The organism is Streptomyces atratus (assembly GCF_014648655.1).
In the GTDB taxonomy this organism is placed as follows: Bacteria; Actinomycetota; Actinomycetes; order Streptomycetales; family Streptomycetaceae; genus Streptomyces; species Streptomyces atratus.
This window is the reverse complement of the sequence record NZ_BMRN01000011.1, coordinates 125,238-145,596: the sequence shown is the minus strand read 5'-3', so window position 1 is coordinate 145,596 and position 20,359 is coordinate 125,238. Positions and strand designations below refer to the sequence as shown.

Below are 20,359 nucleotides of genomic sequence, written 5' to 3'. Positions count from 1 at the left end.
TCGCTGCCGCGGCTCTGCGGTCCTCAGGGCCTGAGCCGTACGCCCGCCGTGGTCCTTGGGCGGTCGCTGCCGTCCGCTGTCGATTCTCCGATCCCGTCCGGTCGTGATGACCGGGCGGGATCATGTGTGTACGGGGCATGTACGGATCAATGTGCCTCTCGAACATCGTCGCGGTTCCGGATAGCCTCCGGCCATGTCCAATGGTCAGTGGTACCCACCGGAATGGCCCGACCGGATCCGGGCACTCGCCGCAGGCGAGCTGACGGCCGCGACCCCGAAGCGGGCTGCCACCGTGATGCTGCTCCGGGATCCTGCCGCTGGCACCGGGGGCGGCCCCGCCGTCCACATGCTGCGCCGCCGAGCCTCCATGGCCTTTGCCGGAGGGGCGTACGCCTATCCGGGTGGCGGGGTCGACCCGCGCGACGACGACCGGCTCGTCGGCTGGGCCGGACCCGCGCTGGAGAGCTGGGCCGAGCGGCTCGGCGTCGGTACACCGGCCGAGGCGCAGGCCATCGTCTGCGCGGCGGTCCGTGAGACGTACGAGGAGGCGGGTGTCCTCCTCGCCGGCCCGACCGCCGACACGGTCGTCAGCGACATCACCGGCGCCGACTGGGAGGCCGACCGCGAGGCACTGGTCGGCCGCGAGCTCTCCTTCGCCGAGTTCCTGGACCGACGCGGTCTGGTGCTGCGCTCCGATCTGCTGGGTGCCTGGGCGCGCTGGATCACCCCCGAGTTCGAACCGCGCCGCTACGACACCTGGTTCTTCGTCGCCGCGCTCCCCGAGGGCCAGCGCACCCGCAACGCCTCCACGGAGGCCGACCGCACGGTGTGGACAGCGCCCGGAGAGGCCGCCGACGGGTACGACAGGGGCGAGTTGCTGATGATGCCGCCGACCGTGTCGACGCTGCGGGCGCTCAGGCCGTACGGGACAGCCGCCGAGGCCCTGAAGGCGGCGGATTACCAGGACCTCACCCCCGTACTGGCACAGGCGCGTCTGGAGGGCGACGAGTTGGTGCTGAGCTGGCCGGGACACGACGAGTTCACCAAGCACATCCCGAGCGGGCCGACAGGTGCAGGTGGCGCGGGAGGCGAAGCCGTATGAGCGACGCGGCCGCGCTGCCCGGCCAGCCACGCGGCGGGGTGCTGTCCGGACCCGCCACCACCCGTACCGTCAACGTCCTCGCACCCAACGCCTCGGCGATGACGCTGGACGGCACCAACACCTGGATCGTCGCCGAGCCCGACTCCGACCTCGCGGTTGTCATCGACCCGGGCCCGCTGGACGACACACATCTGCGGGCCGTCATCGACACCGCGGAGCGGGCGGGCCACCGGATCGCGCTCACCCTGCTCACCCACGGGCACCCGGACCATGCGGAGGGCGCGGCGCGCTTCGCCGAGCTGACCCGTACCGAGGTGCGCGCCCTGGACCCGGCGCTGCGCCTCGGCGACGAGGGCCTGACCACGGGCGATGTGATCACCACCGGGGGCCTGGAGCTGCATGTCGTGCCGACCCCCGGGCACACTGCGGATTCGCTCTCCTTCCATCTGCCCGCCGACCGGGCGGTGCTGACGGGGGACACGATCCTCGGACGCGGCACCACGGTCGTCGCGCATCCGGACGGGCGGCTCGGTGACTACCTCGACTCGCTGCGGAGGCTGCGTTCGCTGACGGTCGACGACGGCGTGCACACGGTGCTGCCGGGGCACGGCCCGGTGCTGGAGGACGCGCAGGGCGCGGTCGAGTTCTACCTCGCACACCGCGCGCACCGGCTGGCCCAGGTGGAGACGGCGGTCGAGGCCGGATACCGGACGGCCTCGGAGGTGGTGGCGCAGGTGTACGCGGATGTGGACCGGTCCCTGTGGCCCGCGGCGGAACTCTCGGTTCTGGCGCAGCTGGAGTACCTCAGCGAGCACGGGCTGATCTAGGACGGAACGGATATGCACAAGGCCCCGCCGTGCGGCAGGGCCTTGGGTACGGAGATGGCGTCCGGTCGGGGCCGACCGGGCCGGCTAGCGGGACCGCTTGGCCAGGCGCTCCACGTCCAGCAGGATCACGGCGCGCGCCTCCAGGCGCAGCCAGCCGCGGCCGGCGAAGTCGGCGAGCGCCTTGTTGACCGTCTCGCGGGAGGCGCCGACCAGCTGGGCCAGCTCTTCCTGGGTCAGGTCGTGGACGACATGGATGCCTTCCTCGGACTGGACGCCGAAGCGGCGCGACAGGTCGAGGAGGGCACGGGCGACACGGCCCGGTACGTCCGAGAAGACCAGATCGGACATCTGGTCGTTGGTCTTGCGCAGTCGGCGGGCGACGGCGCGCAGCAGGGCCGTGGCCACCTCGGGGCGGGCGTTCAGCCAGGGCTGGAGGTCGCCGTGGCCCAGGCCGAGGAGCTTGACCTCGGTCAGCGCGGTCGCGGTGGCGGTGCGCGGGCCCGGGTCGAAGAGCGACAGCTCACCGATCAGCTCGCCGGGGCCGAGGACCGCCAGCATGTTCTCGCGCCCGTCGGGGGAGGTGCGGTGGAGCTTCACCTTGCCCTCGGTGACCACATAGAGGCGGTCGCCCGGGTCGCCCTCGTGGAAGAGCGCGTCGCCGCGTGCGAGGGTCACCTCACTCATCGAGGCGCGGAGCTCCGCGGCCTGCTCATCATCGAGCGCCGCGAAAAGCGGGGCGCGCCGCAGAACGTCGTCCACGAGTTCTCTCCTTGTCGGCCTGTTCAGGGAACCGTGGTCCCCATCATGCCGGACGGTAAAACAGTGCGATCAATCACAAACCAGTTTGACGCACGGGAGTGCCGAACCGTGAGGCAGGGGGCCGATCGGGGGTGGATACGCGGCGACCGGGGCGGATGTCGGTGTGTGGCTCTAGGCTGGCCGAGTGTCCAAATCGCCGGTGAGAGCGCAGGCCCAGGGGGCTGATGGGGTGTCGGAAGGCCGTGATTCCGCTGTGGGCGAACAGGCTGCGAGTCGCCCGAAAAAAGCGACAAAACGCCCTGTGGGTGAGCAGGTCCCGAGGGCCGGAGTGAAGACCGCAGCGAAGCCCGCCGCACGGGCCGCAGCCGAGTCCGCCGCGAAGGCCGCCGTGAAACCCGCGAAATCCGGAGCAAAGCCCGGTGCGAAACCGGAATCGCGTCTGGCGATGGTCCGTCGTGCCCGCAGGATCAACCGTGAGCTCGCCGAGCTCTATCCGTATGCCCACCCCGAGCTGGACTTCAGGAATCCCTTCGAGCTTCTCGTCGCCACGGTCCTTTCCGCCCAGACCACCGATCTGAGGGTCAACCAGACCACCCCCGCCCTCTTCGCCGCCTACCCCACCCCCGAGGACATGGCCGCGGCCGTCCCGGAGGAATTGGAAGAGCTCATTCGGCCGACCGGCTTCTTCCGGGCCAAGACCAAGTCGCTGATAGGCCTCTCCGCGGCGCTCAGGGACAGGTTCGGCGGCGAGGTGCCGGGTCGGCTCGCCGATCTCGTCACGCTTCCGGGAGTCGGCCGCAAGACCGCCAATGTCGTGCTCGGGAATGCCTTCGGCGTGCCGGGCATCACGGTCGACACCCATTTCGGGCGCCTGGTCCGCCGCTGGAAGTGGACGGAGCAGGAGGACCCGGAGAAGGTCGAGGCCGAGATCGCCGCGATCTTCCCCAAGAGCGAGTGGACGATGCTCTCGCACCGCGTCGTCTTCCACGGCCGCCGCATCTGCCATGCCCGTAAGCCCGCCTGCGGCGCCTGTCCGATCGCTCCGCTCTGCCCGGCGTACGGGGAGGGCGAGACGGACCCGGAGAAGGCCAGGAAGCTGCTGAAGTACGAGATGGGCGGTCAGCCCGGGCAGCGGCTGAGCCCGCCGGCGGACTACCCGGGCAAGCCCGCGCCGGCCCTGGGGGCCGGCTGACGCACGGCGCTCGCTCCGGAACGAAATGCGTGATGACAGGCGTTGTGAGACGAGGGGTGCCTATGAAGACGCACGAACAGAGCACGCAGAGCACGCACGAACAGAGCGCGGATGCGGCAGCCGCGCCCGCGGCGGTCGGCCCCGCTGTGGTCAACCCGGCGGCCGTGAGCCCCGCTGCGGCGGTCGCCGCGGCCGCCGCAGCGGCAGGCGCAGGTCACGACGGAGCCATCACCGTCACGACCGAGGGCCTGCCGGACTGGCTCGACCCCGTGGCCCATGCCGCGCGGACGATCGAGCCGGACCAGCTCAGCCGCTTTCTGCCGCCGGAGAGCGGCGCCGGGCGGCAGTCCGCCGTGCTCGTACTGTTCGGGGAGGGTGAGCGCGGTCCCGAGCTGCTCCTCATGGAGCGATCCGGAAGCCTGCGTTCCCACGCTGGGCAGCCTTCCTTCCCCGGCGGCGCCCTGGACCCGGAGGACGGCGACCAAGCCACTACAGGGCCGCTCAGGGCCGCTCTGCGGGAGGCTCGGGAGGAGACCGGCCTCGATCCGCGCGGAGTGCAGCTCTTCGGAGTGCTGCCCCGGCTCTACATCCCCGTGAGCGGCTTCGTCGTGACACCGGTCCTCGGCTGGTGGCGGTCGCCGAGCCCGGTCGGCGTCGTCGATCCGGGTGAGACAGCCCGGGTCTTCACCGTCCCCGTGGCGGATCTCACGGACCCGGCCAATCGCGCGACCACGGTCCATCCGAGTGGTCACCGAGGCCCGGCATTTCTGGTCGAATCCGCCTTGGTCTGGGGTTTCACGGCCGGAGTGATCGACCGGATTCTGCACTTCGCGGGCTGGGAGCGCCCGTGGGACACCGCCAAGCAGGTGCCGCTCGACTGGCGCGCATGACAGGCTGACTCCCGTGCTGCGCTGTCCGGCCCTGCCCGGACCCAGTCGAAGGAACAGGCCCGGTGACGAATCTGCGAGGCTATAGACGGTGAACGTGCTGGACATCCTGTTGCTGGCCGGCGCCGTGTGGTTCGCGGTCATCGGCTATCGCCAGGGGTTCGTCGTCGGCATCCTGTCGGTGATCGGGTTCCTGGGCGGCGGTCTCGTAGCCGTCTATCTGCTGCCGGTCCTGTGGGACCAGCTGACGAACGGCTCCGAAGTCTCATCGACGGCAGCCATCGTCGCCGTCGTCATCGTGATCGTCTGTGCCTCGGTGGGCCAGGCGTTCACCACCCATCTCGGAAACAAGCTCCGCCGGTACATCACGTGGTCGCCGGCGCGCGCTCTCGATGCCACCGGCGGTGCCCTGGTCAATGTGGTCGCGATGCTGCTGGTCGCCTGGCTGATCGGCTCCGCACTGGCCGGTACCACACTGCCTACGCTGGGCAAGGAGGTCCGTAGCTCGTCGGTCCTGCTCGGCATCTCCCGGGTGATGCCGGCCCAGGCCTCCACATGGTTCACGGACTTCTCCTCGGTCCTTGCGCAGAACGGCTTCCCGCAGGTCTTCAGCCCCTTCGCCAACGAGCCGATCACCGAGGTCCAGGCCCCGGACCCGGCGCTGGTCGGCAGCCCCGTGGCGGCCGTCGCCAAGAAGTCCATCGTCAAGGTCGTCGGTACGGCCCCGAGCTGCGGCAAGGTCCTCGAAGGCACCGGTTTCGTCTTCTCCGACCGCCGGGTGATGACCAACGCCCATGTCGTCGGCGGCGTCGACGAGCCGACCGTCCAGATCGGCGGCCAGGGGCGGCTGTACGACGCGAAGGTCGTCCTCTACGACTGGCAGCGCGACATCGCCGTACTCGACGTGCCGGACCTCGACGCGAAGCCGCTGAAGTTCACCGACACCGATCACGACGCCGGCACCGGGAACAGTGCCATCGTCGCGGGATTCCCGGAGAACGGCTCGTACGACGTGCGGGCCGCGCGCGTCCGGGGCCGTATCGACGCCGACGGACCGGACATCTACCACCGGGGCACTGTCCGCCGCGATGTGTACTCGCTCTTCGCGACCGTCCGTCAGGGCAACTCCGGCGGACCGCTGTTGACCCCCGACGGCAAGGTGTACGGAGTCGTCTTCGCGAAGTCGCTCGACGACCCCGACACCGGCTACGCGCTGACGGCCGACGAGATCCGCCAGGACATCGCGCACGGCCGCACCGCCAACCAGCAGGTCGACAGCCAGGCGTGCGCCCTCTAGCCAGAGCCTTGCCGGCCCTGATCCGCCGGACAGACCCTGGGCGTACTGCCCCGCAGCAGCCGGGAGCGTCGTGGAAGTCCCGCCCGGTCGGTGAACGCTCACCGGCCGGCCGGGGCGGACATCATCCGCGTGGATGGCGCAGCCGCGCCGAGACCCAGCGGGCCCGACGGCGCAGAATGCGCGGAATGCCGAGCCGGGGATCATGCAGAACATGCATATCGTGCACCCGGCCCTGGGGGCCGCCCCCCTCATGAGTGCTCGGACTCGCCGTGGCGGTCGAGCGACGGTTGCGTGCGGCGTCACCGAAGTCGTGCGTCCAGCCCATACACCGACGTCTGCCCGTGCCTCATGGTCGGTAACCGCCCATCCGCCAGCCAATTGGCCTATGCGCCAGGCAATTGGCTGTTCGTCGGACAACTGTGCCCGTACGGCTACCGGTCGGGCTCGGAATCCTTGAGCCAGTTGATGAGTTCGGCCGAGAACCCGCGCGGATCCTCCTCGTGGGGGAAGTGCCCCAGACCGTCGAAAAGTCGCCAACGGTACGGCGCTTCGACGTACTCGCCGGACCCCGCCGCGCTCCGCGTACGGATCGCCGGATCGAGTGAACCGTGCAAATGCAGTGTGGGTACCCGCACCGGCCGCTTCATGCGCCGGTTGAACTGGATTCCGTCCGGACGGGCCAGGGAGCGCACCATCCAGCGGTACGGCTCGATCGAGCAGTGCGCCGTCGACGGGATGCACATCGCGCGCCGGTAGACGTCGACCGCCGCATCGTCGGGGAACTCAGGGGTCCGGGGGCCCGCCCATTCGCGGATCAGCCGCCCCACCAACGCCGCGTCGTCCGCGACGAGCTGACGCTCCGGCACCCACGGGCGCTGGAAACCCCAGACGTACGAGCCCGCGCGGGACTGCGCGAAGTCGGAGAGCATCGAGGAACGCCAGCGGCGCGGATGCGGCATCGACGAGACCACGAGGCGGCGCACCAGCTTCGGCCGCATCACCGCGGCCGTCCAGGCGAGGTAGCCCCCCATGTCGTGGCCGACCAGGGCGGCGTCCGGTTCGCCGAGCGAGCGGATCACGCCGGTGATGTCGAGCGCCAGGTTGGCGGGGTCGTAACCCCGGGGCGTGCGGTCACTGCCGCCGACTCCGCGCAGATCCATCGCCACGGCCCGGAAACCGGCGTCGGCCAGTGCGGTGAGCTGATGGCGCCAGGTCCACCAGAACTGCGGGAAGCCGTGCAGCAGCAGCACCAGAGGCCCCTCGCCGAGCTCGGCGATGTGGAAGCGGGCGCCGTTGGCCGCCACGTCCCGGTGGGTCCACGGCCCGTCGAGCCGTACGGGCCCACCGGAGCCGACCGGGCCGGGGGAACTCGGCAGGTCGGAGGGGCCCGAGGGGCCTGAGCGGCCGGGCGAGCCCGAGGAGCCGTCCGGGCCCGCCTGGCCGTCCTGGCTTACCTGGCCTTTCGGACCTGCCTGACCTTCCGGGCCTACTGGGTCGGATGCACTGGAATCGGGGACCGTCATGTGGACGAGCGTGCCACAGCGGACGCCTTGTCCTGGACCGAAGACTTCTCCAGAGCCTTGTCCGCCGGCCTGCTGCCCACAGCAGCCGGACGGCTCGCCCCCGTCGTGACAGCGGGCCGCGGGTGCGGCTTGACGCCCTGCAGCACGGCCGCCGTCTGCTTGGCCGAAGCGATGGACTTCTCCGGCGGCTTCACCTTCTTGAGCTTGGCGATGGCGAACAGCGCGAGCAACGCACCCAGCACGATGAAGGCGGCGCCCACGATCGTGAACGACACGGCGAGGCCGAGCCCCAGGTAGTGGATTCCGTACGCCGCCGCGAAGCTCAGCACCGGGATCGCGAACAGAACCAGCACGCCTGCGATGACGAACGCCACGCTCCCGGTCACGCCACGCTTGACATCCTGCCGCACTTCGGCCTTGGCCAGGGCGATCTCGTCGTGCACCAGTGCGGACATCTCGGCCGTCGCCGCGGCGACCAACTGCCCGAGACTGCGGTCGGCACTGCCCGCGTTGTTGCCGGGGTCGCTCATCCCTGACTCCCTCTCCTGCTCTCCTGCTCAATACATCTGGTGTCAGATCATGCCGGACTGTCCGGCTTGCTGCTCGCTGCCCCCGCCAGTTGGGCAAGGCGGCGGTGCTCGGCCGCCTTCTTCTCGTGGATCGCGGCCATCCGCAGGTGGTACTCCGGGTCGTCCTGCTCGTAGACGTCGGGCACACCGTCCTCGTCCTCGTCGAGCTCCTCCGCCTCGTACAGCGTCCGGTATCTGCGTACCCGGAGCTTGAGCAGTACACCGGAGAGTACGGCGGCTGTCAGCGAGCCGAGCAGCACGGCGGCCTTGATCTCGTTGATCATGTCCTCGTCGCCGGCGAAGGCCAGTTCACCGATGAGCAGCGAGACGGTGAAGCCGATCCCGGCGAGCGAGGCGACTGCGAAGACATCCGCCCAGGCCAGGTCCTTGTTCAGCTCCGCCTTCGTGAAGCGGGTGGCCAGCCACGTACCGCCGAAGATGCCTATCGTCTTGCCGGCGACGAGCCCCAGGACGACACCGAGCGTCTCGGGCCGGGTGAAGACGCCCGCCAGTGCGCCGCCGGAGAGGGAGACACCCGCGGAGAAGAGGGCGAACAGCGGCACGGCGATACCGGCCGACAGCGGGCGGATCAGGTGTTCGATGTGCTCGCCGGGGGAATGGGTCTCGCCGTCCCGCCGGGTGCAGCGGAGCATCAGGCCCATGGCGACACCGGCGATGGTGGCGTGGATGCCGCTGTTGTACATCAGGCCCCAGATGACCAGGGCGAGCGGTACGTAGATGTACCAGCCGCGCACATTCCTGCGCAGCAGCAGATAGAAGACGGCGAGACCGATGAAGGCGCCGGTCAGCGCCATGAAGTTGATCTGCTCGGTGAAGAAGACCGCGATGATCAGGATCGCGAAGAGGTCGTCGACGACGGCGAGCGTCAGCAGGAAGGCGCGCAGCGCGTTCGGCAGCGAGGTGCCGATGACCGCGAGGACGGCGAGCGCGAAGGCGATGTCGGTGGCGGTGGGGACGGCCCAGCCGTCCGTGGAACCCCCGCCGGTCACGGCCACGAGTGTGTAGACGACGGCCGGAACCGCCATTCCACACAGCGCGGCGACGACCGGGAGGGCGGCCGCCCTGGGGTCGCGCAGTTCGCCCGCGACCAGTTCCCGCTTCAGTTCGACGCCCGCGACGAAGAAGAAGACCGCGAGCAGCCCGTCCGCCGCCCAGTGCTCCACCGAGAGGTTGAGGCCCAGCGACCCGGGACCGAAGTGGAACTCGCTGACAGCCGCGTAACTGGAACCGAAGGTGTTCGCCCACACCAGGGCGGCTATCGCGGCCACCAGCAGGATGACTCCGCCGACGGTCTCGGTGCGCAGGGCGTCCGTGAGGTAGTTCCGCTCGGGGAGGGACAGGCGCGCCAGAAAGGGGCGGCGGGAGGAAGAGGGTGTGGGGGTGGGGGTGGCCACGAGTGAGGACCTCCGGGTCGGTACGGCAGCGATGGCATGGCTGATGCACTTGCCGACCAGACTTCCCGGCACACCCTGTGGAGATTTCTTATTGCTTTGTTGACGCGGCTGCCACTGTACCCGGGGTGCGCGGGGCGGTATCCAGTGATCTTCACCTTAAATGCCCGAGGGGCACCCGGCGCGTTGCCGGATGCCCCTCGGAGACGTACTCGCCCTGGTCAGTCCTCGGATGAGGAGGAGGACGGCAGCTGGGTCTGGATGAGGTCCATCACCGACGAGTCGGTGAGCGTCGTGACGTCGCCCAGCTCGCGGTTCTCGGCGACGTCGCGCAGCAGACGCCGCATGATCTTGCCTGAGCGGGTCTTCGGCAGCTCGGCGACCGGCAGGATCCGCTTCGGCTTGGCGATCGGGCCGAGCGTTGCGCCGACATGATTGCGCAGCTCCGTGACGAGCTCGTCCGAGGCGGCAGCCGTACCGCGCAGTATCACGAAGGCGACGATGGCCTGGCCGGTCGTCTCGTCGGCGGCGCCGACCACGGCAGCCTCGGCGACCGAGGGGTGCGAAACGAGCGCCGACTCGACCTCTGTGGTCGAGATGTTGTGCCCGGATACGAGCATCACGTCGTCGACCCGGCCGAGCAGCCAGATGTCGCCGTCCTCGTCCTTCTTGGCGCCGTCGCCCGCGAAGTACTTGCCCTCGAAGCGTGACCAGTACGTGTCGATGAAGCGCTGGTCGTCGCCCCAGATGGTGCGGAGCATCGACGGCCACGGCTCGGTGAGGACGAGATAGCCGCCCCCGCCGTTCGGAACCTCGTTGGCCTCGTCGTCGACGACCGTGGCGGAGATACCGGGCAGGGCGCGCTGGGCGCTTCCCGGCTTGGTCTCCGTGACGCCCGGCAGCGGCGAAATCATCATGGCGCCGGTCTCGGTCTGCCACCAGGTGTCCACGATCGGGCACTTGTCGGCGCCGATGTGCTTGCGGTACCACATCCACGCCTCGGGGTTGATCGGCTCACCGACCGAACCGAGGACCCGAAGACTGCTCAGGTCGAACTTGGCGGGGATGTCGTCACCCCACTTCATGAACGTACGGATCGCGGTCGGCGCGGTGTACAGGATCGTGACGCCGTACTTCTGCACGATCTCCCAGAAACGCCCCTGGTGCGGGGAGTCGGGCGTGCCCTCGTACATGACCTGCGTCGCGCCGTTGGCCAGCGGGCCGTAGACGATGTACGAGTGGCCGGTCACCCAGCCGATGTCTGCGGTGCACCAGAAGACATCGGTCTCCGGCTTGAGGTCGAAGACCGCGTTGTGGGTGTACGCGGCCTGCGTGAGGTAACCACCGGAGGTGTGCAGGATGCCCTTCGGCTTACCCGTCGTGCCGGAGGTGTAGAGGATGAAGAGCGGCTGCTCCGCCTCGAACGCCTCGGGGGTGTGCTCGGCGGACTGCCGGCCGGTGATCTCGTGCCACCAGACGTCCCGGCCCTCGGTCCATGCGGTGTCCTGGCCGGTGCGCCGCACCACGAGGACATGCTCGACGCTGTCGAAACGGGAGACGGCGTCGTCCACGGCGGGCTTGAGTGCGGACGGCTTGCCGCGGCGGTAGCCACCGTCGGCGGTGATGACGACCTTGGCGTCCGCGTCCTGGATACGGGCGGCGATGGCGTCGGCGGAGAAGCCGCCGAAGACTACCGAGTGCGCCGCGCCGATGCGGGCACAGGCCAGCATCGCGATGGCGGCCTCGGGGATCATCGGCAGATAGACGGCGACCCGGTCGCCCTTGCCGACACCGAGCTCGGTGAGGGCGTTCGCTGCGCGGGAGACCTCGTCCTTCAGGTCGGCGTAGGTGATGGCGCGGCTGTCGCCGGGCTCGCCCTCGAAGTGGATGGCAACCCGGTCGCCATGGCCGGCCTCGACATGGCGGTCCACGCAGTTGTACGCGACGTTGAGCTTGCCGTCCGCGAACCACTTCGCGAAGGGCGGGTTGCTCCAGTCGAGCGTCTCGGTCGGCTCCGTGGCCCAGGTCAGGCGACGGGCCTGCTCGGCCCAGAAGCCCAGCCGGTCCGCCTCGGCCTGCTCGTACGCCTCCGCTTTGACGTTGGCATTGGCGGCCAGATCGGCAGGCGGTGCAAACCGCCGCTCCTCCTTGAGCAGATTGGCCAGGCTTTCGTTGCTCACGACATCTCCCATTCCCAGGGTGTCCGTTGTGTCCCGGGGCATAGCTCATCAGGCCAAAGGCCAGGTGACAAGTGTCTGCCCGGAATTGGTTTAGACCTGTGTCTCGTGTATGGAGACACGGTCCCGCCTCCACGTGCGGTCCGGTGCGGCGCGGCGCTGTGCACCACAGTGCGGAGCACAGCGGCACAGAGCCGTACGGAGCGACACGGAGGCGGGACCACAAGGTCTCACGGACCGGGGGCGAATGTGGTTCAGACGCCGGTACGTTCCAACTCGCCGGAACCGGCTGGATCACCCGGGGCGGTGGGCCTGGGGGTGTCGGCGTCGCCGGGCGAGCGGGAGTCGGACGGGGTGTGGGAACCGGCCAGGGCGTGGGCGTCGGCCGGGGTGTGGGAATCGGACGAGGCGTGGGCGTCGCCAGGGTCCACGCGGTTGAATACCTCGTCGAGCGTGAGCCCGTCGCTTGCCCCCTCGGCCAGCAAATAGGCCTGCGCCTCGCCCACATGGAAGTACATCCCGTGCAGTTGCAGTGTGCCCTCGGCGAGCCGCCGTGCCACCGATCCATGGGCCCGCAGGTGGTCCAGCTGCTGGACCACATTGGTGAGGCAGAGCTGTTCCACCGCATCGGCCGGAAGGCGGCCGGAGATCCGGGCCCAGGCATGATGCCGGGATTCCATCCGCTTCAGGCTCGGCAGCCCATGTCTCAACCAGCGCCACAGGGACGTCAGCGGAGTGTCCGGGTCCGGTTTGGCGCCGAGCAGAGCCTGCATCGCGCCGCAGCCGGAGTGCCCGCAGACGGTGATGGACTCCACCTTCAGCACATCCACCGCGTACTCGATCGCGGCGCCCACCGAGTGGTCACTCGACTCGGCGTCCGGCGGGGGCACCAGATTGCCGATGTTCCGTACGGTGAACAGATCACCCGGGCCGCTCGCCGTGATCATGCTGGTGACCAGGCGGGAGTCGGCGCAGGTGATGAAGAGCTGGGAGGGGCGTTGACCCTCGCGGGCCAACCGAGCCAGCTCCTCGCGCACCAGCGGAGCGGTGTTCCGCTGGAACGAACTCAGACCGCTGAACAGGCGGTTGCCGCCGGTCCGGCGCGGGGCGGCGGTGGGTGAGCCGGCCGGGCCGGGGGTGCTGTGGGTTCCGGAGGTGTCGTGGGATGTGTGCTGCTCGGGGGAGCGGTCCTCGACGGAGCCGGATCCGCAGTCGGGGGCGCGGCCCGTGTCGAGGCGGGCGTGGTGGGTCTCGGGCGTCTGGCCGGGCCGGTCGTGGCAGTGATGGTTGCGCCACGGCGTCCAGGGGCGGCAACAGGAATGCGCCGCCGAGGCGGGCTCGGCGATCCGACCGCCGGACCTGCCGGTGAAGACGACCCGGCCGCCGTGGGCCGTCTGGGCAATGCTCCAGTCCTGGATCGTCTCGTACGCCGCATGGTCCATGAAGAAGCCGTCCAGCTCGACGACGGCATCCCCGTCCTGGGGCAGCCGGGCGAGCGCCCGACTGAGCCGGGGCACCGCGAGAAACGTCAACTGGCCCCGTACGACCACCAGATGCTGGCCGCCTTGTTCGGTCACGGTGATCCTGGTCCGGGCCAGCCGGTGCATCGCGACGGCCACCGCCACCGCGATGCCGATCACTACACCCTTGAGCACACCGAAGAGGAGCACGCCGGTGATCGTCGCCCCGTACACCAGGAATTCCCGGTGCTTATGGACATTGCGGATGTGGGCGAAACTCACCATCTGGATGCCGACCATCATGACCAGCGCGGCGAGCGCGGCCAGCGGGATCTGCTCCAGAGCGGCGACCAGCAGCCCTGCGGCGAGCAGCACCCAGACGCCGTGCAGCACGGTGGAGGCGCGGCCCGTCGCTCCGGCCCGAACATTTGCCGAACTGCGCACCGCACCGCCGGACACCGCCAGCCCACCGACAAGCCCGGACAGGGTGTTGGCGATGCCCTGGGCACGCAGCTCACGATCGAGATCGGAGCGCCTGACGGGTGGGTCCGGCAGGGACGGACAGGCCGGGCCCGGGCGGCCCTGGGCCAAGGCCGAAGGCGAAACCGGACCCGAAACCGGACCCGAGGACGAAGCCGGACCCGAGGACGAGGCCGACGTCGAGTCGGCTTTGGGCCGCGCAGCCGCTTGCCCGCCGGCGCGGTCGGCCGACAGCTTGTCCACGGCGACCGAGGCGAGCAGCGACTCCAGACTGGCCACCAGCATCACTGTCAATACAGCGGTGGCCAGAGCGAGTACAGGGCCGTGCGGCATCTCCGGCAGTGCGTGCGAGCGCCAGGACGGCAGATCGACCCGGGCGATCCCGGGCGCCGTGATCGCGGCCACCACCGTCGCGGTCACCACCGCGGCGAGGGCAGCCGGAATCCGCCGTACTACCCGGCCGATCCGCCCCGGAATCCGCGGCCACAGGATCAGGACGGCGATGGTCAGTACGCCGATCAGCGGGGCGGCTGGACTCACCCGCCCCAACTGGTCCGGGAGGGCGAGGGCGTTGGCGACGGCCGAACTCTGAGGCGAGCCGCCGAGCACGATGTGCAGCTGGGCGAGTGCGATGGCCACGCCGATGCCGGCGAGGGTGCCGTGCACGATGGCGGGGCTGACGGCCAGGGCGCTGCGTGCCGCCCGCAACGAGCCCAGCAGGATCTGCAGAAGTCCCGCGCCGATGGTGATCGCGCAGGTGGTGCGCCAGCCGTAGATCTGGATCAACTCGGCTGTGACCACGGTCAGTCCGGCGGACGGGCCGCTGACCTGGAGGGGTGTGCCGCCGAGCAGTCCGGCGACGATTCCGCCGATCGCGGCGGAGATGAGGCCGGCCTCCAGCGGGGCGTCCATGGCGACGGCGAGGCCGAGCGACATGGGGACGGCGAGCAGGAAGACCGTGATCGATGCGGACAGGTCAGCGCCCGCGATGCGGAATCGTCCGTTGCGCGGTGGCGGGCTGTGCGGTCGTTTGATTCCCGAGGCGCGGGGTGGACGCGAACTGCGGGATGTGTGGTCATGACGAGTGGGGACGCAAGCAGACATGTTCCCGTCTCCTCCGGGGCAGCGCGGTCGCGGAACGTGGGGGACGCGGCCGTGGGTCACGGCGTGCAGCGGCGGGATTTCTCAACTCTCAGTAAACAGATCGTAATGGAGAGTAAAGATCTCTGTCCATGCTTGAGATCAAATGGCCCATCTAATCACCTGTTCAAGTGAATAATCAGCTTTTCATTCGGCTTGTCATATTAATTTCTGCATGACTGCATGTGACCTTGACCTTGACCGCGCCGCGTCTGCACTTCAACGCAAATTTCCCGCAAGGAAGAGGGTGGGCGGATGATGGGCGCCACGAAGAGAGCCGCCGCGAAAAGGATCGCTGCTGAGCGGGTCGCCCTGGGTGTCATGACCGTTGCACTCGCCGCGGGAGTGGCCGGCTGCTCCTCCCGAGCGGATTCCAGGACCGGAGCCGCCGGACCCGCTGCCGTGAAGCGAGACGCCGGAGCGAAGAAGAACGTCCCCCGAGCCGCACCCGAAAGCATGTTCCGGCTCATCGGCGACGGCTCCACCGCCTTCACGGGCAGCCAGCCGAAGCAGCCCGTGGTGCAGCGCCTGGCACCCGGCCAGAAGCCCCCGCAGTTCGTGGTGTTCTCGTGGGACGGCGCCGGAGAGGACAGCCAGAAGCTGTTCTCGCACTTCCGTGAGGTGGGCAAGAAATACCACGCGAACATGACGTACTTCCTCAGCGGTGTGTATCTGCTGCCTGAGGGAAAGCGTGAACTCTACGACCCGCCGAAGCACAGCGCCGGCAGCTCCGACATCGGCTTCAACGACACCGAGGGAATCCGGAACACCATCACTCAGGTTCGCGGCGCCTGGGAGGACGGCGACGAGATCGGCACGCACTTCAACGGCCACTTCTGCGGCCCCGACGGCGGCGTCGGCACCTGGTCCGTCGATCAGTGGAAGAGCGAGATCAACCAAGCCAAGGCCTTTGTGAAGAGCTGGAAGACCAACGACCCCGACCTCAAGGGCGAGCAGCCGCTTCCCTTCGACTACGACAAGGAGCTCATCGGTGGCCGCACCCCCTGTCTGGAGGGGCAGAAGAATGCGGTGGCCGCAGCGCGGGAGATGGGCTTCCGCTACGACTCCAGTGGCGTCGACAACCAGGTCTGGCCGAAGAAGAAGGGCGGCATCTGGGATCTTTCCATGCAGCTCGTCCCGGTTCCGGGGCGCGACTTCGAGACCCTGTCGATGGACTACAACTTCATGTTCAACCAGTCCGGTACGACGCAGAGCGATCCGGGCCGACACGAGTACTGGGGCAACCAGATGCGAGACGGCCTGATCCAGGCCCTCGACCGCGCGTACGACGGGAACCGCGCCCCGCTGATCATCGGCAATCACTTCGAGTCCTGGAACGGCGGCACGTACATGCGGGCCGTTGAGCAGACCATCGCGACGGTCTGCACCAAGGAGGGCGTCCGCTGCGTCTCCTTCCGGCAGCTGGCCGACTGGCTGGACGCACAGGACCCGGCAACGCTGGCGAAGCTGGGCACGCTCGATGTCGGCCAGGCCCCGGCGAAGGGCTGGACGGGCTTCCTCCACGAAGCCGCGACCTCGGGGGCGGACGCGGACCGTGTGCCGGGGGCCGGCACGACTCATGCTGGGTCCGGCGCGGATCAGGCCGGTCGCCGGCTCGGTGACCGCGCTCGGCGACGGTGCTCGGCCACCGAGCTGCACGCCCTTCGGCTGGCGACTGCCGCGTGAGGGTGCCATGGCGCCCGGCCGGAACGAGGGCATCCTCCTGGCCCGGGCGCCGACGGATCAGGCGGGCTGAGCGGCGCTGTCCTGCACGTACCGCTCGTCGAGTACGAAGGCCGGGTCGACCTGGGCGGCCAGGTCGGCGCCCGTCTTCTCATTGCCCCAGCTCTCCGCGTTCTTCAGATGGAAGTGCACCATCTGCCGCGTGTAGCGCTCCCAGTCCCGCTGCTCGTACGAATCCTCCGCGGCGTTCTGCAGCGCCTGCAGGGCCATCCGGTTGTCCGCCTCCAGCAGCTCGAAGCGGGCAGGCCTGCCCTTCTCCATGGCCCGTACCCAGTCGGAGTGCCCAACGCTGACCAGCAGATCGTCGCCCACCTCGGCACGCAGGAAGTCCAGATCGTCCTCGCCCTGCACCTTGTTGCCGATGACCTTCAGCGCGACCCCGAAGTCCCGGGCATACTCCTTGTACTGGCGGTAGACCGAGACGCCCTTACGGGTCGGCTCGGCGACCAGGAATGTCATGTCGAAGCGGGTGAACATCCCGGAAGCGAAGGAGTCCGAACCTGCTGTCATGTCGACGACGACATAGTCGTCGGGGCCGTCGACGAGATGGTTGAGGCAGAGCTCGACCGCGCCGACCTTGGAGTGGTAGCAGGCCACACCCAGATCCGACTCGGTGAATGGCCCGGTGGCCATCAGCTGGATCTCCCCGTCGTCGAGCCGAACCGTGCGGGCACACGCGTCGTAGATCGGGTTGTTCTCGCGAACCCGCAGCAGCCGCGAGCCCTCGCCTGGCGGAGTCGTTTTGATCATCGTCTCGACAGAGGCGATGCGGGGGTTGCTGCCGCGCAGATACTCCTTGATCAGAGGCAGCTGGGCTCCCATGGCGGGCAGTGCCGCGGCCTCTTGGTCGTCGAGGCCGAGCGCGGCCCCGAGGTGCTGGTTGATGTCGGCGTCCACCGCGACGACATGGGCTTCATTGGCGGCAAGGTGGCGGATGAAGAGCGAGGACAGCGTGGTCTTGCCGCTGCCGCCCTTCCCTACGAAAGCGATCTTCATGTTCACCTAGGGTAGTGGTGTCATTGCGTTCTGCTGTCACTCTTCGTGAAGAAGGCCACTCTCGGGCGGTATCGGTGTAGGGGGCGCGTAGCCTCGCTACTTATGAGTACGACTGCCTCTGATCCGCTCGCCGCCCTGGGCACCCTGCCGGGGGTCGTCGACGCGGTGGACTCCGTACGCAAGGCCGTCGACCGGGTCTACGGTCACCGCGTCATGCGGCGCCGCAGCAACGAGGTCACCGCCGAGGCGGCGCTGCGCGGCGCCCGCGGCTCGGCGGCGCTGTCCGGTGCCGACTGGAATCTGGAGGAGGTGCGCCGGCGTACCGACTTCAGCGGTGAGGGTGAGGCGCATGTGATCGGAGCGGCCCTGAGGCTCACCGCCGAAGCGGGCCAACTGCTCTCCATCTGGCGGCAGTCGCCGCTGCGTGTCCTGGCGCGGCTGCATCTGGTTGCGGCAGGCGGCGCGGCGCCCGAGGATACTGTCGGCCGGCCACGGCTGGCAGGCGAACCCGTGGACGAGCCGCTGATCGAAGCGCCGCTGCCGGACGCCGAGGAGGTGGCGGGGCGGCTGGAAGGGCTGTCCGGATTGATCCTTTCGGGCACTGCGGCGCCCGCGCTGGTGACGGCAGCGGTCGTGCACGGTGAGCTGCTGGCTCTGCGTCCCTTCGGTTCGTACAACGGCCTCGTCGCGCGTACTGCCGAGCGGATCGTGCTGATCGGGAGCGGCCTGGATCCCAAATCGATCTGCCCCGCCGAGGTGGGCCACGCCGAGCAGGGGCGGGCGGCGTACGTCGCTGCGTTCGAGGGTTACCTGTCGGGGACGCCTGAAGGGATGGCGGCCTGGATCGCGCACTGCGGGCGCGCCGTGGAGCTGGGCGTCAGAGAGTCGACGGCGGTGTGCGAGGCGCTGCAGCGAGGTGCTGCGTAGCAGCGTTGTTCGGTTCCGCGGGCTAGGCACGGCGGATGCGGCTGATCGATGACTTCGCCGCGGTAACGCCAGCGCGGTAACTCCCCTGGCGTAACTTCACTGCCCGGCAAAAGGGTTGCGGCGGTACCGTCCTCGGTACCGCCGCTGGCATGTCTACCCAGTTACCATGCGTCCTCGATATGTGCCCATCAGGTCGGGGGCTTTACCCGTTTCCTGGTGCGGCTGGCCCGTAATCGACGGGTCGACGTCGCGTGGGTGCTCGGTTTTCATGCTCGGTCCGTGGGGCCTTCTCTGCGTTATCAGGTAATCCTCTCGGATGTCCTTGGTCTCGCGGGCCGTTGAGTCCTTTGTACTCCAGAGCCGGGGTGAGCGGTAGTGCTGGCCACACTTCTTTACTTTTAGGTTCAATTACGGGCGAGTTGGACAACTTGGTTCGGCCGGATGAATTGGACTCATCGGTCGTCCTGTTCGATCCCATCGATGGGGCCGGGCGGCGGGGTCCGGGGGTGCGTAGGGGTGCCGCCGTCCGGCCCGTACATCAGGTGGAGGTCGTGGTGGTGCGGCGGCGGGAGCTGTACCAGACCAGTCCCGCCGTGACGGCGGCTGCGCCCAGCGCTGCCGCAGCGACCAACGCCGGGCGCGGCGGCATCGAGAACGTCGGTAGGCGCTGCTTGAGTCGGACCGGTCGGTCAAAGGTGAGAATCGGCCATTCGCGAAGGGTCGCTTCGCGCCGCAGGGCGCGGTCCGGATTCACTGCGTGCGGGTGGCCGACCGACTCCAGCATCGGTACATCGGTCGCGGAATCGCTATAGGCGTAGCAGCGCGACAGGTCGTATCCCTCCGACACTGCGAGCGCCTTGACCGCCTCGGCCTTCGTCGGCCCGTACGCGTAGTACTCCACTTCGCCGGTGAAGCAGCCGTCGTCACCGACGACCATCCGGGTGGCGACGACTCGGTCGGCGCCGAGCAGCTCGCCGATCGGCTCGACGACCTCGGCGCCCGAGGTCGAGACGATCACCACATCGCGTCCGGCGGTGTGATGCTCCTCGATGAGCGTCGCCGCTTCGTCGTAGATGATCGGGTCGATCAGATCGTGCAGGGTCTCGGCGACGATTTCCTTCACTTGCTGGACGTTCCAGCCCTTGCAGAGCGCGGAGAGATATTCCCGCATCCGCTCCATCTGGTCGTGATCTGCACCCCCGGCAAGGAACACGAACTGTGCGTACGCAGTGCGCAGTACAGCGCGGCGGTTGATCAGTCCGCCTTGGTAGAAGGACTTGCTGAAGGTCAGCGTCGAAGACTTCGCAATGACCGTCTTGTCCAGGTCGAAGAAGGCTGCTGTGCGCGGCAAGAAGCGGTTTTCCACAAGGCTGAGCATAGGGGCCCACCATTCGGCGTAAACTCTGGCGCGTGGGTTTGCCTGAGAAGGCTCTCGGGTACACCATGGAAGTCACGGATCGTTCGCGACCGTGCTAACCCGGTCCGGCTCCTCCCCCCCCCGAGTCGGCCGTGGGGACGACCCCCGCTCTCCCCCCCGGCGGGGGTCGTCGCATGTCCGGACGCGTTTCTGCCATTCGGAATCAAGCACTCTGCCTCCATTTCGGCCGTGATGGCCCGCTTCTCGTTCCATCTCTCACCATCTTGACTCGTCACGGTGCGTAGCGGAAGTGCTGCTCTCCGGAAGTCGCCGGTATGAGCGACAGAGATATTCACAACGGCAGAGTTGTCCACAGTTTTTGAGCAAGATCCACACGATTTCCCGAAGCGCTGCACGGTGATTCCAGCCGCGAAGTCCGCGGCTTGCGGAATCGCCGATCTCGGAACGTTCCGGGATCACCGCGAACCGCGATGAAGGTGCAGTGAGAAGG

The 20,359-nt window shown here is 68.7% G+C and carries 16 protein-coding genes; 7 read left to right on the top strand and 9 right to left on the bottom strand.

Annotated features, from left to right (window positions below; all coding sequences use genetic code 11):
• Positions 1-193: 193 nt before the first annotated feature.
• Positions 194-1,102 (top strand): NUDIX hydrolase, encoded by a 909-nt coding sequence (locus IEZ15_RS20405; RefSeq protein ID WP_189278709.1) that lies wholly within the window; start codon positions 194-196, stop codon positions 1,100-1,102.
• Positions 1,099-1,929: an MBL fold metallo-hydrolase gene (locus IEZ15_RS20400; RefSeq protein WP_189278707.1), complete on the top strand. Its 831-nt coding sequence runs from the start codon at positions 1,099-1,101 to the stop codon at positions 1,927-1,929. The genes IEZ15_RS20405 and IEZ15_RS20400 overlap by 4 nt, the downstream gene beginning before the upstream one ends.
• 84 nt (positions 1,930-2,013) lie before the next feature.
• Here the strand turns inward: IEZ15_RS20400 and IEZ15_RS20395 are convergent, their stop codons facing one another.
• Entirely contained in the window at positions 2,014-2,688 is a 675-nt protein-coding gene (locus IEZ15_RS20395; protein WP_014046869.1) for a Crp/Fnr family transcriptional regulator, read from the bottom strand.
• 301 nt (positions 2,689-2,989) lie between these two features.
• On the opposite strand from IEZ15_RS20395, the gene nth reads away from it, so the two are divergent.
• The 3 genes from nth to IEZ15_RS20380 all read left to right on the top strand — a co-directional run bounded on the left by nth (position 2,990) and on the right by IEZ15_RS20380 (position 6,064).
• Entirely contained in the window at positions 2,990-3,880 is an 891-nt protein-coding gene (gene nth, locus IEZ15_RS20390; RefSeq protein ID WP_373302593.1) for an endonuclease III, read from the top strand.
• A 62-nt stretch (positions 3,881-3,942) separates the two neighbouring features.
• Positions 3,943-4,770, top strand: coding sequence for an NUDIX hydrolase (locus IEZ15_RS20385; RefSeq protein WP_229845997.1), 828 nt, complete (start codon positions 3,943-3,945; stop codon positions 4,768-4,770).
• Between the two features lie 88 nt (positions 4,771-4,858).
• The gene (locus tag IEZ15_RS20380) at positions 4,859-6,064 is read left to right on the top strand and encodes a MarP family serine protease (RefSeq protein ID WP_114245269.1); all 1,206 of its coding nucleotides are present in this window, start codon (positions 4,859-4,861) and stop codon (positions 6,062-6,064) included.
• A gap of 121 nt (positions 6,065-6,185) precedes the next feature.
• Here IEZ15_RS20380 and IEZ15_RS44860 read toward each other — a convergent pair whose 3' ends face one another.
• From IEZ15_RS44860 to IEZ15_RS20355, 6 genes are all read right to left on the bottom strand, one after another.
• Entirely contained in the window at positions 6,186-6,389 is a 204-nt protein-coding gene (locus IEZ15_RS44860) for a hypothetical protein (protein WP_229845996.1), read from the bottom strand.
• 106 nt (positions 6,390-6,495) lie between these two features.
• Complete coding sequence (locus tag IEZ15_RS20375) at positions 6,496-7,587, bottom strand: alpha/beta fold hydrolase (protein ID WP_189278703.1); 1,092 nt, start codon at positions 7,585-7,587, stop codon at positions 6,496-6,498.
• Positions 7,584-8,117 (bottom strand): phage holin family protein, encoded by a 534-nt coding sequence (locus IEZ15_RS20370; protein ID WP_114245266.1) that lies wholly within the window; start codon positions 8,115-8,117, stop codon positions 7,584-7,586. Before IEZ15_RS20370 ends, IEZ15_RS20375 begins: the two co-directional genes overlap by 4 nt.
• 47 nt (positions 8,118-8,164) lie before the next feature.
• Complete coding sequence (gene nhaA / locus IEZ15_RS20365; protein ID WP_189278701.1) at positions 8,165-9,571, bottom strand: Na+/H+ antiporter NhaA; 1,407 nt, start codon at positions 9,569-9,571, stop codon at positions 8,165-8,167.
• 218 nt (positions 9,572-9,789) lie between these two features.
• Positions 9,790-11,790 (bottom strand): acetate--CoA ligase, encoded by a 2,001-nt coding sequence (gene acs / locus IEZ15_RS20360; protein WP_189278699.1) that lies wholly within the window; start codon positions 11,788-11,790, stop codon positions 9,790-9,792.
• Between the two features lie 209 nt (positions 11,791-11,999).
• Positions 12,000-14,789 carry a bifunctional SulP family inorganic anion transporter/carbonic anhydrase gene (locus IEZ15_RS20355; RefSeq protein ID WP_189278697.1) on the bottom strand — a complete coding sequence of 930 codons (2,790 nt, stop codon included), beginning with the start codon at positions 14,787-14,789 and terminating at the stop codon, positions 12,000-12,002.
• A 357-nt stretch (positions 14,790-15,146) separates the two neighbouring features.
• Between IEZ15_RS20355 and IEZ15_RS20350 the strand changes: the two genes are divergently transcribed.
• Positions 15,147-16,511 carry a polysaccharide deacetylase family protein gene (locus tag IEZ15_RS20350; RefSeq protein WP_373302592.1) on the top strand — a complete coding sequence of 455 codons (1,365 nt, stop codon included), beginning with the start codon at positions 15,147-15,149 and terminating at the stop codon, positions 16,509-16,511.
• A gap of 57 nt (positions 16,512-16,568) precedes the next feature.
• Here IEZ15_RS20350 and IEZ15_RS20345 read toward each other — a convergent pair whose 3' ends face one another.
• Entirely contained in the window at positions 16,569-17,564 is a 996-nt protein-coding gene (locus IEZ15_RS20345; protein ID WP_114249129.1) for an ATP-binding protein, read from the bottom strand.
• 102 nt (positions 17,565-17,666) lie between these two features.
• Between IEZ15_RS20345 and IEZ15_RS20340 the strand changes: the two genes are divergently transcribed.
• Positions 17,667-18,491 carry a Fic family protein gene (locus IEZ15_RS20340; protein ID WP_114245262.1) on the top strand — a complete coding sequence of 275 codons (825 nt, stop codon included), beginning with the start codon at positions 17,667-17,669 and terminating at the stop codon, positions 18,489-18,491.
• Between the two features lie 538 nt (positions 18,492-19,029).
• On the opposite strand, the gene IEZ15_RS20335 is transcribed toward IEZ15_RS20340, so the two are convergent.
• Complete coding sequence (locus IEZ15_RS20335) at positions 19,030-19,869, bottom strand: HAD family hydrolase (RefSeq protein WP_114245261.1); 840 nt, start codon at positions 19,867-19,869, stop codon at positions 19,030-19,032.
• Between the last annotated feature and the right edge of the window lie 490 nt (positions 19,870-20,359).